The organism is Streptomyces sp. NPDC056161, from assembly GCF_042268025.1.
Taxonomy (GTDB): Bacteria; Actinomycetota; Actinomycetes; order Streptomycetales; family Streptomycetaceae; genus Streptomyces.
Genome location: NZ_JBHJUV010000010.1, coordinates 174,726 through 187,621, shown reverse-complemented (window position 1 = coordinate 187,621; position 12,896 = coordinate 174,726). Strand labels below are relative to the sequence as shown.

At 71.5% G+C, this 12,896-nt stretch carries 10 protein-coding genes; 6 read left to right on the top strand and 4 right to left on the bottom strand.

All coding sequences use genetic code 11. From position 1 onward, the window contains the following. Positions 1 to 217 precede the first annotated feature (217 nt). The 4 genes from ACFC09_RS12240 to ACFC09_RS12225 all read left to right on the top strand — a co-directional run bounded on the left by ACFC09_RS12240 (position 218) and on the right by ACFC09_RS12225 (position 5,244). Positions 218 to 2,152: a hypothetical protein gene (locus tag ACFC09_RS12240; protein WP_376526252.1), complete on the top strand. Its 1,935-nt coding sequence runs from the start codon at positions 218 to 220 to the stop codon at positions 2,150 to 2,152. A 103-nt stretch (positions 2,153 to 2,255) separates the two neighbouring features. Further along, positions 2,256 to 3,152: a metal-dependent hydrolase gene (locus ACFC09_RS12235; protein ID WP_376526249.1), complete on the top strand. Its 897-nt coding sequence runs from the start codon at positions 2,256 to 2,258 to the stop codon at positions 3,150 to 3,152. 269 nt (positions 3,153 to 3,421) lie between these two features. Continuing rightward, on the top strand, positions 3,422 to 4,486 hold the full coding sequence (locus tag ACFC09_RS12230) for a PDR/VanB family oxidoreductase (protein WP_376526337.1): 1,065 nt from the start codon (positions 3,422 to 3,424) through the stop codon (positions 4,484 to 4,486). Between the two features lie 92 nt (positions 4,487 to 4,578). Beyond that, positions 4,579 to 5,244 carry a TetR/AcrR family transcriptional regulator gene (locus tag ACFC09_RS12225; protein ID WP_376526333.1) on the top strand — a complete coding sequence of 222 codons (666 nt, stop codon included), beginning with the start codon at positions 4,579 to 4,581 and terminating at the stop codon, positions 5,242 to 5,244. 12 nt (positions 5,245 to 5,256) lie between these two features. On the opposite strand, the gene ACFC09_RS12220 is transcribed toward ACFC09_RS12225, so the two are convergent. Then, positions 5,257 to 5,628: a 5-carboxymethyl-2-hydroxymuconate Delta-isomerase gene (locus ACFC09_RS12220; RefSeq protein ID WP_376526246.1), complete on the bottom strand. Its 372-nt coding sequence runs from the start codon at positions 5,626 to 5,628 to the stop codon at positions 5,257 to 5,259. An 88-nt stretch (positions 5,629 to 5,716) separates the two neighbouring features. Beyond that, a complete protein-coding gene (locus tag ACFC09_RS12215; RefSeq protein ID WP_376526244.1) occupies positions 5,717 to 7,090 on the bottom strand; it encodes an alpha-amylase family protein in 1,374 nt (457 codons plus the stop codon). Positions 7,091 to 7,807: 717 nt separating this feature from the next. Between ACFC09_RS12215 and ACFC09_RS12210 the strand changes: the two genes are divergently transcribed. Beyond that, entirely contained in the window at positions 7,808 to 8,641 is an 834-nt protein-coding gene (locus ACFC09_RS12210) for a hypothetical protein (protein WP_376526242.1), read from the top strand. A 179-nt stretch (positions 8,642 to 8,820) separates the two neighbouring features. Beyond that, a complete protein-coding gene (locus ACFC09_RS12205; protein WP_376526239.1) occupies positions 8,821 to 9,498 on the top strand; it encodes a DUF6313 family protein in 678 nt (225 codons plus the stop codon). Between the two features lie 607 nt (positions 9,499 to 10,105). On the opposite strand, the gene ACFC09_RS12200 is transcribed toward ACFC09_RS12205, so the two are convergent. Together ACFC09_RS12200 and ACFC09_RS12195 are read right to left on the bottom strand one after the other, a co-directional pair. After that, positions 10,106 to 11,851, bottom strand: coding sequence for a glycoside hydrolase family 13 protein (locus tag ACFC09_RS12200; RefSeq protein WP_376526237.1), 1,746 nt, complete (start codon positions 11,849 to 11,851; stop codon positions 10,106 to 10,108). Between the two features lie 113 nt (positions 11,852 to 11,964). Next, positions 11,965 to 12,885 carry a sugar ABC transporter permease gene (locus tag ACFC09_RS12195; protein ID WP_376526234.1) on the bottom strand — a complete coding sequence of 307 codons (921 nt, stop codon included), beginning with the start codon at positions 12,883 to 12,885 and terminating at the stop codon, positions 11,965 to 11,967. Positions 12,886 to 12,896 lie beyond the last annotated feature (11 nt).

Here is a 12,896-nt window from a genome sequence, read left to right as displayed (position 1 = left end):
CGGCACCGCTGCCCCACCCCCGGCCCGGCCGCGGCGTGCCAGGTGCCCCGTGCCGTACGGGTGACGGCCCGGGGACGCGGGTCACGGGACCGGGCCGGGGTCGCGGGACCGGGCGGTCGGACCGCACCGCGGGCCCCGCCCACCACTGGCGTCGCGGCCCGGCGGCGACCGGGCGCACCGACGGTGACCAACCGCCGTCCCGCTCGTTCTCCCGGACGTGCAGTCACAGGATGTAGCCCAGCGTCACGCACCCTCCGCCAAAGCCTCCGGCCCGGTCATCGATGTCGAGCAGGCCGAGGCCGCGCTCGTCGAGCACTACCCGCGGCTGGTCCGGATCGCCTATCTGGTGCTGCCACCGGGACTCGGCCGCAGCCGGCGCGTCCTGACCGCGCACGCCCTGGTCCAGCGGGCCCTGCCCCGGGGCCGGACGTCGGCCTCGGTGATCCCGTCCCAGTCGACCGGACGCGACAGCGACCCCGGGTACTCCTTCGTACGGCTCCAAGTGGTGCGTACGGCGCTGGAGGCGGGACTCCCGCTGAAACGCCGGGCGTGGCCCAAGCGCTCCCAGTTGCCACCGCTGCTCCCCCAGGTCTGGGGCCTGCGACTGTTCCCGCGCTCGGGCGGCGCCGACGAACTCGCCCTCGACCAGCGCCTCGCGGCCCTCTCCGGCCCGGCCCGCGCCGCGTACGTGCTGCGCGGTCCCGAGCGGCTCGCGGACCCCGACGTGCGCCGGGTGCTGGCTGCCGCCGGAGCGGCCGACCCGGACGCCGCGCTCACGGAGGCGAACGGCGTCCCCGCGCAGTACGCGCTACTGGACTCCCCGGAGTTCGACCCCTGCTCGCTACAGGCCCGGCCCACCGATCTGATGCGGCGCAGGCAGCACACCAAGGCGGCGCTCGCCGCCGCGGTCGCCCTCGCGGTGTGCGGCGTCCTCGTCGCGCTGCCGCGCGGCGGCTGGGGCCCGGACGGCGCAGCGGCGCCCGCGTACGCCAAGAACCCGGCGGCCGAGGCCGCGCTGGACCCGGGAAAGCTCGTCCGGGGCGCCCCGACGGCGTGGAAGTCCTCCTCCCGCACCGACTTCTCGGTGTGGCCCGCCCGCGGCCCCCTCGTCCACGACCTGGACCTGCTGCGCCGCGCGCTCGCGGTCTGGGCCCGGCCCGGCGAGTCGGTGCACGTCTCGGCGACCCCGGGCACCCAGACCGGCGGCCCGGCCGGACCGCCGCGGCTGCTGTACGCGGGCGAGGTCGACAACGCGCGCGTGGTGATCCTCTACGACGGTCTGCGCATCGCCCGGTACGCCGAACCGAAGACCGACGACGCGAAGATCGCGGTCCTCGACCTGGCCCGCGTGGACGGCGCGACCGACGCCGAGGCGAGCGCGATCGTGGTGGCCCGCTCCGACGACAACGTCCGCTATCTGACCGCCCCTTGGGTGACGAAGGCCGCCGAACGCGACCTGACGAAGCCGAGTGCGGGCGCGATGGACCTCGACCTGACCGACGGGATCACGGCGCCGCTGGCCGGCCCGCCACTGCGGTCCGCCGCCTGCACGTCGTGGAACGCGCTGGAGTTGACCGACGCCTCGGGCACCCGGATCGCCACCGATCTCGGCGAACTGGTTCCGGCCCAGCTCACCACCGGCCGGCCGGGCGTCGGCGAGGCGCCCAGCAGGAGCGGGGCCGAGACGCTGGCCACCTGGGCGCCGTTCGCCTGCTCGCTGGCCGCGCAGCGCTCCGCGGGGGTGCGGAGCGTGAACGCCTGGGCCTACGCCGACCAGGCGCTGCCCGAGGCGACCGGGACCGCCGAGTGGGTGTGCACACGGGCCGAGACCTGGCGGGGCGACGGCACGTCGGTGCTCGCCCAGTTCCACACGCCGGGCGGCCGGTACGGGGCGGTCGCCGCCAAGGCCAAGGACGTCGCCGCGTGCGGTCCGCGCGATCCGCACGTGCTGGCCGGGGTGCTGTGGAAGTCCGAGGCCGGGTCCTGGTACCTGCTGGCCGCGGGCAGCCGGGACACCGAGTCGATCCGGGCGACCGGCGGGATCAGCGCGTCCGTCCACGGGCGGCTGCTCACCGCGCGGACGAAGAAGGGGGCGCGCGCGGAGTTGGCGGGCACCCTCGACGGCGGGGCCCCGCTCGCCGCGCTGCGCTGAGCGCTCGGCCGGCGGGGCCGTGCGGTGCCGTCGCTCGTCGTCGGCGCCGCCCAGTCCGTGCACGAGGGTTCCACTCCTAGCTACCCATCAGTATCTTGACGTTATGTCTAATAAGCAGGCCCGGCCGGTGGAGTCGGAGCGGATACCGCTCAAGCCCCGCAAGGTGTCCTTCTCGTGGGAGGACACCCCCCTGCACTGGGTGCCCGACGACCCGTTCACCACACACACCCTCAACGTGCTGCACCTGCTGCTGCCCGCCGGTGAGCGGTGGTTCGTGCACGTGTACAAGCAGGCGCTGCCGCTGATCCGGGACGACCGGCTGCGCGAGGACGTCACAGGGTTCATCGGGCAGGAGGCGACGCACTCCCAGGCCCATGACGAAGTGCTGCCGCACCTGCGGGACCTCGGCCTCGACCCGACCCCCTACACCGCGCAGGTCGACTGGTTCTTCGAGAAGCTGCTCGGCGACCGCACCCTGCCGCCGGGGCGGGCCCGCACATGGTGGCTGCTGGAGCGGGTGGCGCTCATCGCGGCCATCGAGCACTACACCGCCTTCCTCGGCGACTGGGTGCTGAACGCCGGTGAGCTGGACCGGCGCGGCGCCGACGCGACCATGCTGGATCTGCTGCGCTGGCACGGTGCGGAGGAGGTCGAGCACCGGTCCGTCGCCTTCGACCTGTTCACGCACGTCGACGGCAGCTACCGGCGCCGGGTGCGCACCTGGGCGACGGCCTTCACGGCGCTGGTGTTCATGTGGCAGCGCGGGACCCGTTTCTTCATGACGCACGACCCCACGCTGGCGGACGGCAGGGCGAGCCTCAAGGACTTCTATCTGGCGGGCCGCCGGGGCACGCTGCCCGCGACCGGCGCCATGCTCAGGTCCATACCCCGGTATCTGAGCCGTACCTACCATCCTTCGCAGGAGGGCTCCACCGAGCAGGCCGCCGCCTATCTGGCCGTGTCGCCCGCGGCGTTGGCCGCGGAGAAGAGGGCTGCCTGATGGGGCGCTCCGCTTCGGGGGGTGGGTGGGGTATGCGGGGCGTGGCTCGACGGTGGGCGGGTGCGGGTGCGTCGGGGCTTGTCACGCGGTTCCCCGCGCCCCTGCGGGGGGCTGGGCCGCCGCGGGTGTCCGCCGGCCGGGCGGTCGGACGGCTCGGGCGGAAGGGGGTTGGTCGGCCGTCGGCGGGTGCGGGTGCGTCGGGGCCTTTCGCGCGGTTCCCCGCGCCCCCGTCAAGGGCCGGCGTGCTGCGGTGGGCGGGGGGCGGTGTTCTGGTGGTCGTGGGGGGTCTGCTGGTCGTCCGGCGGGTGTTGCGGGGGCGGGTGGGTGTCTCGCCGTTGTGGCCGCTGCCCGCGCTGGACCCGCCGCTGTCCGGGCGACCGCGGGCGCGGTCGCTCCGGCTGCGGGTCGCCGCGTACGAGCGGGTGGCCGACGGGGTCGTACGACTGCGTCTGGTGGGGCGGCGGTTGCCGGCGTGGGAGCCGGGGGCGCATCTCGACGTGGTGCTGCCGTCGGGGCTGGTGCGGCAGTACTCGCTGTGCGGGGACCCGGCGGACACCACCTCGTACACGATCGCCGCGCGGCTGGTCGCGGACGGGCGGGGCGGTTCGCGCGAGGTGCACGAGCGGGTGGCGGCGGGCACGGAGCTGGAGGTGCGCGGGCCGCGCAACCGCTTTCCGCTCGTCGCGGCGCCCGCGTACGTCTTCGTCGCCGGAGGCATCGGCATCACGCCGATCCTGCCGATGCTGCGGGCGCTGCCCGCGGGCGCCCGGTGGCGGCTGCTGTACTGCGGGCGGAGCCGGGCGTCGATGCCGTTCCTCGCGGAGGTGGAGCAACTGGCGGGGACGGGCGGACGGGTCGGTGTCGTGGTGACGGGCGAGGAGGGACGGCCCGAGCTGGACGGGCTGTTCGCGGACCTGGCCGAGGGGACGGCCGTGTACTGCTGCGGTCCGGAAGGGCTGCTGGCGGCGGTGGCGGAGCGGGTGCCGGAGGGAGCCGCGCTGCACATGGAGCGGTTCACCCCGCGGGCGCCGTCCGACGGCGGCCACGCCTTCGAGGTCGAACTCCGGCGCAGCGGGCGCACCGTGACGGTGCCGGCCGGCACCTCCGTGCTGGCCGCCGTACGGGCCGAACTGCCGGACACCCCGTACTCCTGCATGCAGGGGTTCTGCGGGACCTGCCAACAGCGGGTGCTGGCGGGCGAGGTGGACCACCGGGACGAGGCCGGGGACACCTTCCGGGCCCTCGACGCGGCGGTGGACGGCGCGGAGCGGGCCGGGACGATGCGGATCTGTGTCTCGCGGGCCCTCGGCGACCGGCTGGTGCTGGACATGTGACGGATCTCGACGGACACCGGGACGACTCCGGCCCCTGATGGGCCGGATTCGATCGGTAAGGTGTTCGTATGAGTACCGGGGTTCGCCGCAGAATGGGAGTCGAGGAGCGGCGGCAGCAGTTGATCGGCGTCGCCCTCGAACTGTTCAGCCGCCGCTCCCCCGACGAGGTCTCCATCGACGAGATAGCGTCGGCGGCGGGTATCTCACGCCCGCTCGTCTACCACTACTTCCCGGGCAAACTCAGCCTGTACGAGGCCGCGTTGAAGCGGGCCGCGGAGGAGTTGGCCGGTCGGTTCGCGGAGCCCGCGGAAGGCCCGCTCGGTCCGCGGCTGCTGCGGGTGATGCGCCGGTTCTTCGACTTCGTGGACGAGCACGGGCCCGGTTTCTCGGCGCTGATGCGCGGCGGTCCGGCGGTCGGTTCCTCCACGACGAACGCGCTCGTCGACTCCGTACGGCAGGCCGCGTACGACCAGATCCTTTCGCATCTCGGGGTGGCGCACGCCCCGGCGCGGCTGGAACTGATCGTCCGCTCCTGGATTTCGCTGGCCGAGTCGACCGCGTTGATCTGGCTGGACGGGCGGCGCATCCCGCGCGCCGAACTGGAGGTTCAGCTCGTGCAGGACTTCGCCGCGCTGGTCGTGGTGAGCGCCACCCACGACGCGGAGATGGCCGACCTGCTGCGCGGGCTGGTCAAGGACGAACCGGCCGACGGTCCCTTGGCGGAACTGATCGGCCTGCTGGTGTCCCTGGCGTCCTGAACCTGTCCGCGATCAGGGGCTCCGGCGGTCGGACTTGCGGTACGACGGGTCGAGGTCGCGGATCTCGGCGGAGGCGTGCACGGTGGCGTCCTGCTCCGCGAGGTGCTCGCGGAGCAGGTCGAGCACGGCCTCGGTCAGCCTGGCCTTCGTCTCGTCGGCGCGCCCGGCGAGCAGTCCGATGCTCACGTGCACGGCGGCGTGTTCCCCTTCGGCCGGGTCGGCGTAGCCGGACGCGGTGAGCGTGCTGGGCCGGAACTGCGTCGTGCACGCGTCCGGCCTGGCCGCCGCGATCTCGACTACCGCCTCGTGCAGCGCCCGCGCGAAGCCCCCGCGGTCGAACGCGGGCTCCAGGGTGCGGGAGTAGTCGACGGTGATCTGCGGCATCTGCGCTCCTGTTCCACGGCGACGGCCTCGCCCCGGCCCGCGGCCGGGGTGGCCGCCACCACCGTACGCGCCGGTCGGTGGCGGCGGCTCAGCAGGACGGCTTGCCCGCGTGGAGCGCCAGGGCCGTGTTGCCGCCCAGGGTGGCGGTGAACCGTCCCGAGGAGTCGACCGCGACCGTCGTGTTGCTCTGGACGTCGCAGTACGTGCCCGCGGGCAGGGACGTCTGGTAGGTGCGGGTCAGGGCCGAGGACTCGTGGTTGACGGCGACGTAGCCCTTGGCGCCCCGGCCGAAGCCGATCGCGTCGTTGCCGTTGTCCCACCAGTCCGTCATCGCCTGGCCCCGGGTGGCGTTGCGGAAGGCGACCATCGACTTGATCTCCGGCCAGGCGTGCTGGCACTTCCAGCCGTTCTGCCAGCAGGCGTCGACCGTGCCCCCGCCGGGCGGTCCGGCGTCCGGGTCCGTCCACTCGTAGCCGGAGTTGATGTCGGGGGCGCCGTAGGGGAGGGCGAGCATGAAGACGTTGGCCAGGGTGTAGTCGGCGCCGTTCTTGTAGCTGAGGGTGCTGCCGCCCCGTTCCGTGTCGTGGTTGTCGACGAAGACCGCGGCGACCGAGCTGTTCAGGTAGCCCCAGCCCTCGCCGTAGTTCTTCAGGTAGGCGAGCTTCTCGCTGGTGAAGACGCGTTTGAGGTCGTAGGCGTAGCGGAATTCCTGGACGTCGCCGGTGCCGGTGTACTCGGTGGGCTGGACGGCCTCGCCCGCGCCGTAGATGACCTCCTGCTTCCAGTGGACGTGGGGATCGGTCAGCCGGGACTTGACGGCGGCCAGGTCCTCCGCCGGGATGTGCTTGGCGGCGTCGATGCGGAAGCCGTCCACGCCGAGGCCCAGCAGGTCGTTGAGGTACCCGGCGATGGCTCCTCGGACGTGGTCCTCGCCGGTGTCGAGGTCGGCGAGGCCGACCAGTTCGCAGTGCTGGACGTTCCAGCGGTCGCGGTAGTCGGAGACCGGGGCGGTGCAGTCGTCGAAGTCGTGGACCGAGTACAGGCCGGGGTAGTCGTACTTCGTGTAGGACGAGCCGCCGGTGCCGGTGCCCGATCCGGCCGACATGTGGTTGACCACCGCGTCGACGACCACCTTGACGCCCGCCGCGTGGCAGGTGTTCACCATGTTCTGGAAGGCCGTACGGTCGCCCAGGCGGCCGGCGATCCGGTAGCTGACCGGCTGGTACGAGGTCCACCACTGCGCGCCCTGTATGTGCTCGGCGGGCGGGGAGACCTGGACGTAGCCGTATCCGGCGGGGCCGAGGGTGTTCGTGCACTCGCGGGCCACCGAGGCGTACTTCCACTCGAAGAGGACGGCGGTGACGTCCTTGGTGCCGGGCGGGGACGCCTGCGCGACAGTCGGGTTCATGACAAGTGCGGCGGCCGTGAGGGCGAGCGCCCCGGAGAGGGATCTGCGTGCCATGTGGGGGTTCCTTCACCGTTGAAGGTTCTTGCAGAAACATTCCGGACGACTTGCGGTGGCGCAGATGGTAGAGGCCCGCCACCGCCCCGGGCAGCGGGCCGGACGAAGTCTCCGCACTATCTCTCCCGGTGGCGGGCGGTCGGGAGAGCGGGCCAACGGGAGACCGAGCCCGTCGGAAACCCCGGCGTGCCGGTCGGCCACCGGTCCGGCTACATACCGTCTGCCTCCTCGACGCCCTCACCCGATCGCCCACCCCACGCCCTACGGTAGAAGCCCCGCCCGATCCCTCCAACAGCGTCGGATCCCCGGGCGGTTCCTTCACACGTGTCCGCCTAAGGCGGTTTCCTTCACCACCGGCGACTTCCGCCCACCCAGCACCCAGCATCAACCCCGCCCGAGCTGCCCGCACGTCCACCGGTACACCCCACCGGGTATCCCACCGGCGGAGGTTGTCCCGGAGAATCCGAGCAGGGACCCATGAGAATCTGGACAGAATCCCCCCTCACCGATGGCAGCTCGGTTAGGTCCCGAAGCCGCCCAGCGATCGTAGGCACGCTGCACAGGCCGCGGAGAGCTGAGTGTGATCTTCCGTTGCCGGACGGACTCTCTGCCACAGCAGCCACGGTCGGTCTATGCCCCTGGCCAATTCGTGACCTTGCCGACAAGTAGCCACAACCCCAACCTGTTCAAGGTCGACACCGGACTCAAGGGGGCAATGTGGCATTCGGCAGTGGCGACAGGTGCAAACTCGACGGGATCACCAAACAGCTCACTGACCTCACAGCGACGCTCGCCGCACTCAAGCAGCAGGTCACCGACCAGCAGCACACCATCGACCGGATCCAGCAAGACGCCAACACCGGCCTCTCGGAGATCCTGACCGTCGCACGCGACGCCATGAACCGCACCACAGACGCCATGACCCGCGCCCAGGACATCACCACCGGGCCACTCGCCCAGATCGGCGGCGAACTCGCCGCCATCCGCAACGGCCTCGACCTCGTCGACGCGCAACTCCGTGCCGCTCAGTCCCGGGAGCCCGAGCCGGAGAAGACGGCCGCGGCGCCCGCGTCAGCCGACGAGTCGGCAGCCGGCCCGTCCCAGCCCGAGCCGGAACCGATCGCCGAACCCCAGCCAGAGCAGCGGGACGACGACCAAGCCCCCGATCTCGACACGCTCCGAGCCGCCGCCGGCATCTCTGCCGCCGCCCTCCACGCCCACCGCGACACTTGGGAATTCCTCGTCAAACACGCGGGCGCCGACCAGCACTTTCACGTCCCCGGCGCCGTCACCGAAACCGCCGGCATCATCAGCGTCCACCTCTCCGGGCCCAGCCTCGTCGCCATCCTCACCAGCCTTGACCAAGTCAGGAACAACCCGGCCGCGAGCATCGGCACCCAGGCCATCGCCCACCACATCCACCAGCGCATCGGCCGCATCGTCAAGGACATCGCCGACAACCCGAGCAACAGCATCCAGAGCGACCCCGTGATCATCCGCATCGACGACCGGCGCAAAACCCACGACGACCCTCGCAGCGACGACGAGTAGGAGCGCGACGACATCCCCGCACAGCATGTTCTGCACCGGGCCCTGAGCGGCGTTTCATGGCGGTGCGCGACGAAGCTCGTGCCCATTTGGCATACGACAATCCAGTAGTGCAGAATCCCCTGGCACCGCCGCGAGGGAGTGCGTAACACGACCAGCGCCTCGCATCGAACGAACGGGGGATGCAGGTGCCAGGGGGACCCCTACCGATTCCGCCAGACCTCAAACTGGCGCCCACCAACAGAACGCTCGGGAGGCGGCTCCGTAGGACGTGGCGATCCCGGAAGGCACTCAAAGGGGTCACCCAATGGATCATTGACTGGGGGATCCCGCTCATCATCGGTGCTGCGGCTCTGTACGTCTACGCTGCCAGTTCCACCTCGCCGAGCCACGTCTACAAGGCGTTCACGCTCATCGATCCGCCGGACACGCTCGCCCTGTGGACGGCGTCCATACTCGGCTGGCTTCTCGTCCCTGCCATCATCGGTGGCGTGGCGGGCCACGTCATCGCCCAACGCATCAGCAGCGCGAAAGCCATCTCTACGGAGAAGCTGTTCCGGCAGCGCACCTGGGGCCAGCGATTCAAGCCGCCACGACTTATCCCAAATCTTCATACCTACTTCCACGGCAGCTACGCTCAACAGAACTTCGTCGACGCCTGGGTACGCGTTGCCCACCGCAACGATTGGGATCGATCCCAAGACCACTGGGAAGTCTTCATCCGGGACATGCTGTCGACACAGCAGTACGCCCACCTGGACCGACACGAGTGCCTCAAGCAAGTACAGGAAACCGCGCACCTTGTACTCGTGATCACCGCCCAGGCAGGCATCTGCATCGTGTGTGAGAGAAGGAGGTGATCATGCGTTCCGAGGACGCAGTCGAGATCGTGCGTGCCTCCCTCGCTCTCGCTTTCCCCGGTGCCACGGTCGAAGGGCTCACCAAGGCGGCAGAACTCATCGTCCGTTGGGGATCAGAGGGCGTCGCCGAGCACTTGGACCAAGCCCTCACGCGCCGGATGCTTGAAGATCTCGTCCAAGTCACGGGCGCGTTCGAATTCGAAAGGGCAGATCCAGAATGGAGACGCGGAAGCCCGCCGGCCCGCTTCCGCACGTGGTCGAGACCTGAACAGGCCGAGGACGAATTTCCATTCCGGCCAGGCGGACGCCCTCCTCAGCCGCCACCTGAGCCCGGCCCTTTCCCTACTGCCTGACAATGAGGACGGGATCTCGCTGACAGGCCGCTGGGAAAGCGTGGCCGACCCACAAGGGGGCTTCGCCCGGGCGGGGACAGGAGCCTGCGCCAAGGGCATGGGTGAGTCCCGGTTCCGGAGACCCGGGGGTGCGTGATCAGCGAGTGGCGACTCGCTGGTGGAGAACAGGCTGGGCGTCGGCGTACCGGCACAGGAGTGCCGCCCGAGGTCCGTGAGGGGCGGTGGGCGGCAGTCCCGACGTTTCTGACTGGCCGTCAGGTCATGGCCCACCACACCGTGGTGTCGGCCGGCACCTTCGCCTCGCCGTCGGCCTCGGTCACCTCGTCGCCGCTGCTCAGCAGGACCCGGCCGTGGGAGCGGGTGGTCACCGACTCCCCCGTCGTGTTCGCCACGCACACGAACTCCCCGCGCCGGAAGGCCAGGACGCCTTCGGGGGCGCGCAGCCACTCCACCGCGTCGCCCGCGCCGAGGCCCGGCTCGGCGCGGCGGAGCCGCAGCGCGCGGCGGTACAGCTCCAGCGTCGAACCGGGCGTGCCCTGCTGTGCCTGCACACTCAGCTCACCCCAGGTCGACGGCTGCGGCAGCCAGCTGCCGCCGCTGCCGAAGCCGTACGAGGGTCCCGTACGCGTCCAGGGGATGGGCACCCGGCAGCCGTCGCGGAAGCCGTCCTGTCCGGCGCCGCGGAAGTACGCCGGGTCCTGGCGTACCTCGTCCGGCAGGTCGACGACGTCGGGCAGGCCCAGCTCCTCGCCCTGGTAGAGGTAGGCCGACCCGGGCAGCGCCAGCATCAGCAGGGTGGCGGCGCGGGCCCGGCGCAGGCCCTGCTCGCGGTCGCCCGCGGTGCGGATCTGGGTGCCCAGGCCCGGCGGGTTGGCGAAGCGGGTGGCGTGCCGGGTGACGTCGTGGTTGGAGAGCACCCAGGTGGCGGGGGCGCCGACCGGGCGCATGGCGTCCAGGGTGCGGTCGATGATCCGACGCAGTTCCCCGGCGTCCCAGTCGGTGCTCAGGTACTGGAAGTTGAACGCCTGGTGCAGTTCGTCCGGGCGGACGTAGCGCGCGGTGCGTTCGACCGTCGGGGTCCATGCCTCGGCGACGAACATCCGCCCGCCCGTCCGCCGCGGCCGCCCTGGTGCCGACGCGGCCGCGGGCTCCTCGTCGCCCGCGTACTCGTCGAGGACGGTGCGCCACTCGCGGTACACGGCGTGCACGCCGTCCTGGTCGAAGAACGGCATGACACCGTTGCCCAGCAGCCGTACCTGGTCGCGCGTGCCGATGTCCGGCAGGCCCTCGGCCTTCACCAGGCCGTGGGCCACGTCGACACGGAAGCCGTCCACCCCGAGGTCCAGCCAGAACCGCAGGATCGTACGGAACTCGTCGCCGACGGCCGGGTGTTCCCAGTTGAAGTCGGGCTGTTCGGGGGCGAACAGATGCAGGTACCACGCGCCGTCCGGCACCCGGGTCCAGGCCGGGCCGCCGAAGACGGACTCCCAGTCGTTGGGCGGGAGTTCACCGCGGGCGCCCTTGCCGGGCCGGAAGTGGTAACGGTCCCGCAGCGGCGAGCCGGGGCCCTCGGCGAGCGCCCGCTTGAACCATTCGTGCTGGTCGGAGGAGTGGTTGGGGACCAGGTCGACGATGATCCGCAGGCCCTGCGCGTGGGCGTCGCGGATCAGCCCGTCGGCGTCCGTGAGGGTGCCGAACATGGGGTCCACGGCCCGGTAGTCGGCGACGTCGTAGCCCGCGTCGGCCTGCGGCGAGGCGTAGAACGGGCTGAGCCACACGGCGTCCACGCCGAGGGCGCGCAGGTAGGGAAGGCGGGAGCGGACTCCTGCCAGGTCGCCCATGCCGTCGCCGTCGGAGTCGGCGAAGCTGCGCGGATAGACCTGGTAGATGACCGCGTCGCGCCACCAGTCGCGGTGCGCAGCGCCGGGGGCGGCTGCGTGGGGGGAGGCTGCGTGGGGGGAGGGGGGTGCGGACGGGGCGGCAGGGTGCTGTCGGCTCATGGCGTCCTTGCTGCGATGGGTTCCCGCGCTCCGGGACGGCCGGGCGCGGGGCGGATGTCGGTTCGTCGGACGGGTACGGCGCGTGGGTGCGGGGGCCTTGCCGGATCGGGGCGTCAGCCCTTGGTGCCGCCGGTGGTCAGGCCGGTCACCAGGTTCTTCTGTACGAGGTAGAAGAACGCGGACACGGGTATCGCGACCAGCACGGCGGTGGCCGCCATCAGATTGCGCTGGGCGTCGTGCTCGCTGACGAAGCTCTGCAGGCCGACGGCGAAGGTGTACTTGCCGTCGTCGAGCAGGAAGGTCGAGGCGAAGGCGACCTCGCCGAAGGCGGTGATGAAGGTGTAGAAGGCGGCGACCGCGAGTCCGGGCCTGGCCAGCGGCAGGATCAGCCGGGTGAAGGTGCCGAAGGGGGTGAGTCCGTCGACGCGCCCCGCCTCGTCGATCTCGAACGGGATGGTGTCGAAGTAGCCCTTGAGCAGCCAGGCGCTGTAGGGCACGGCGGTCGAGCAGTAGACGAGGATCAGCCCGGTGTAGCTGTCGACGAGCCGCAGGTCCGACAGGATCTGGTACATCGGCACGATGAGTACGGCGATCGGGAACATCTGGGTGACCAGCAGCGTCCACATCAGTTTGCGGTAGCCGGGAAAGCGCATCCGGGAGACCGCGTAGCCGGTGGTCGCGGCGGCCAGGACGCCGATGACCGTGGTGCCCAGGGAGACGATCAGCGAACTCTTCAGCCAGTCGAAGAACGCCGTGTGTCCGAGGACGAAGGCGTAGTTGTCGAACGTCATCCTGGCCCAGATGCCGCCGGGGTGCAGGTAGTCGTCCTTGTCCGGGCCGAGGGAGAGGAAGACCAGCCAGGCGATCGGGAAGACCGCGATCAGGCTCGCGACGACCAGCGCGGCGTGCGAGGCGAGCGAGGCGAGGCGGCCGGGTCCGCCGCGGCGGGCCCGGCCGGCGGTGCCCGCCGGGCGCCGGGCGCCGGCGGTCGCGGCGGAGGTCTCGGCGGAGGTCTCGACGGTGGTCGTGGTCATGGGAACTCCTG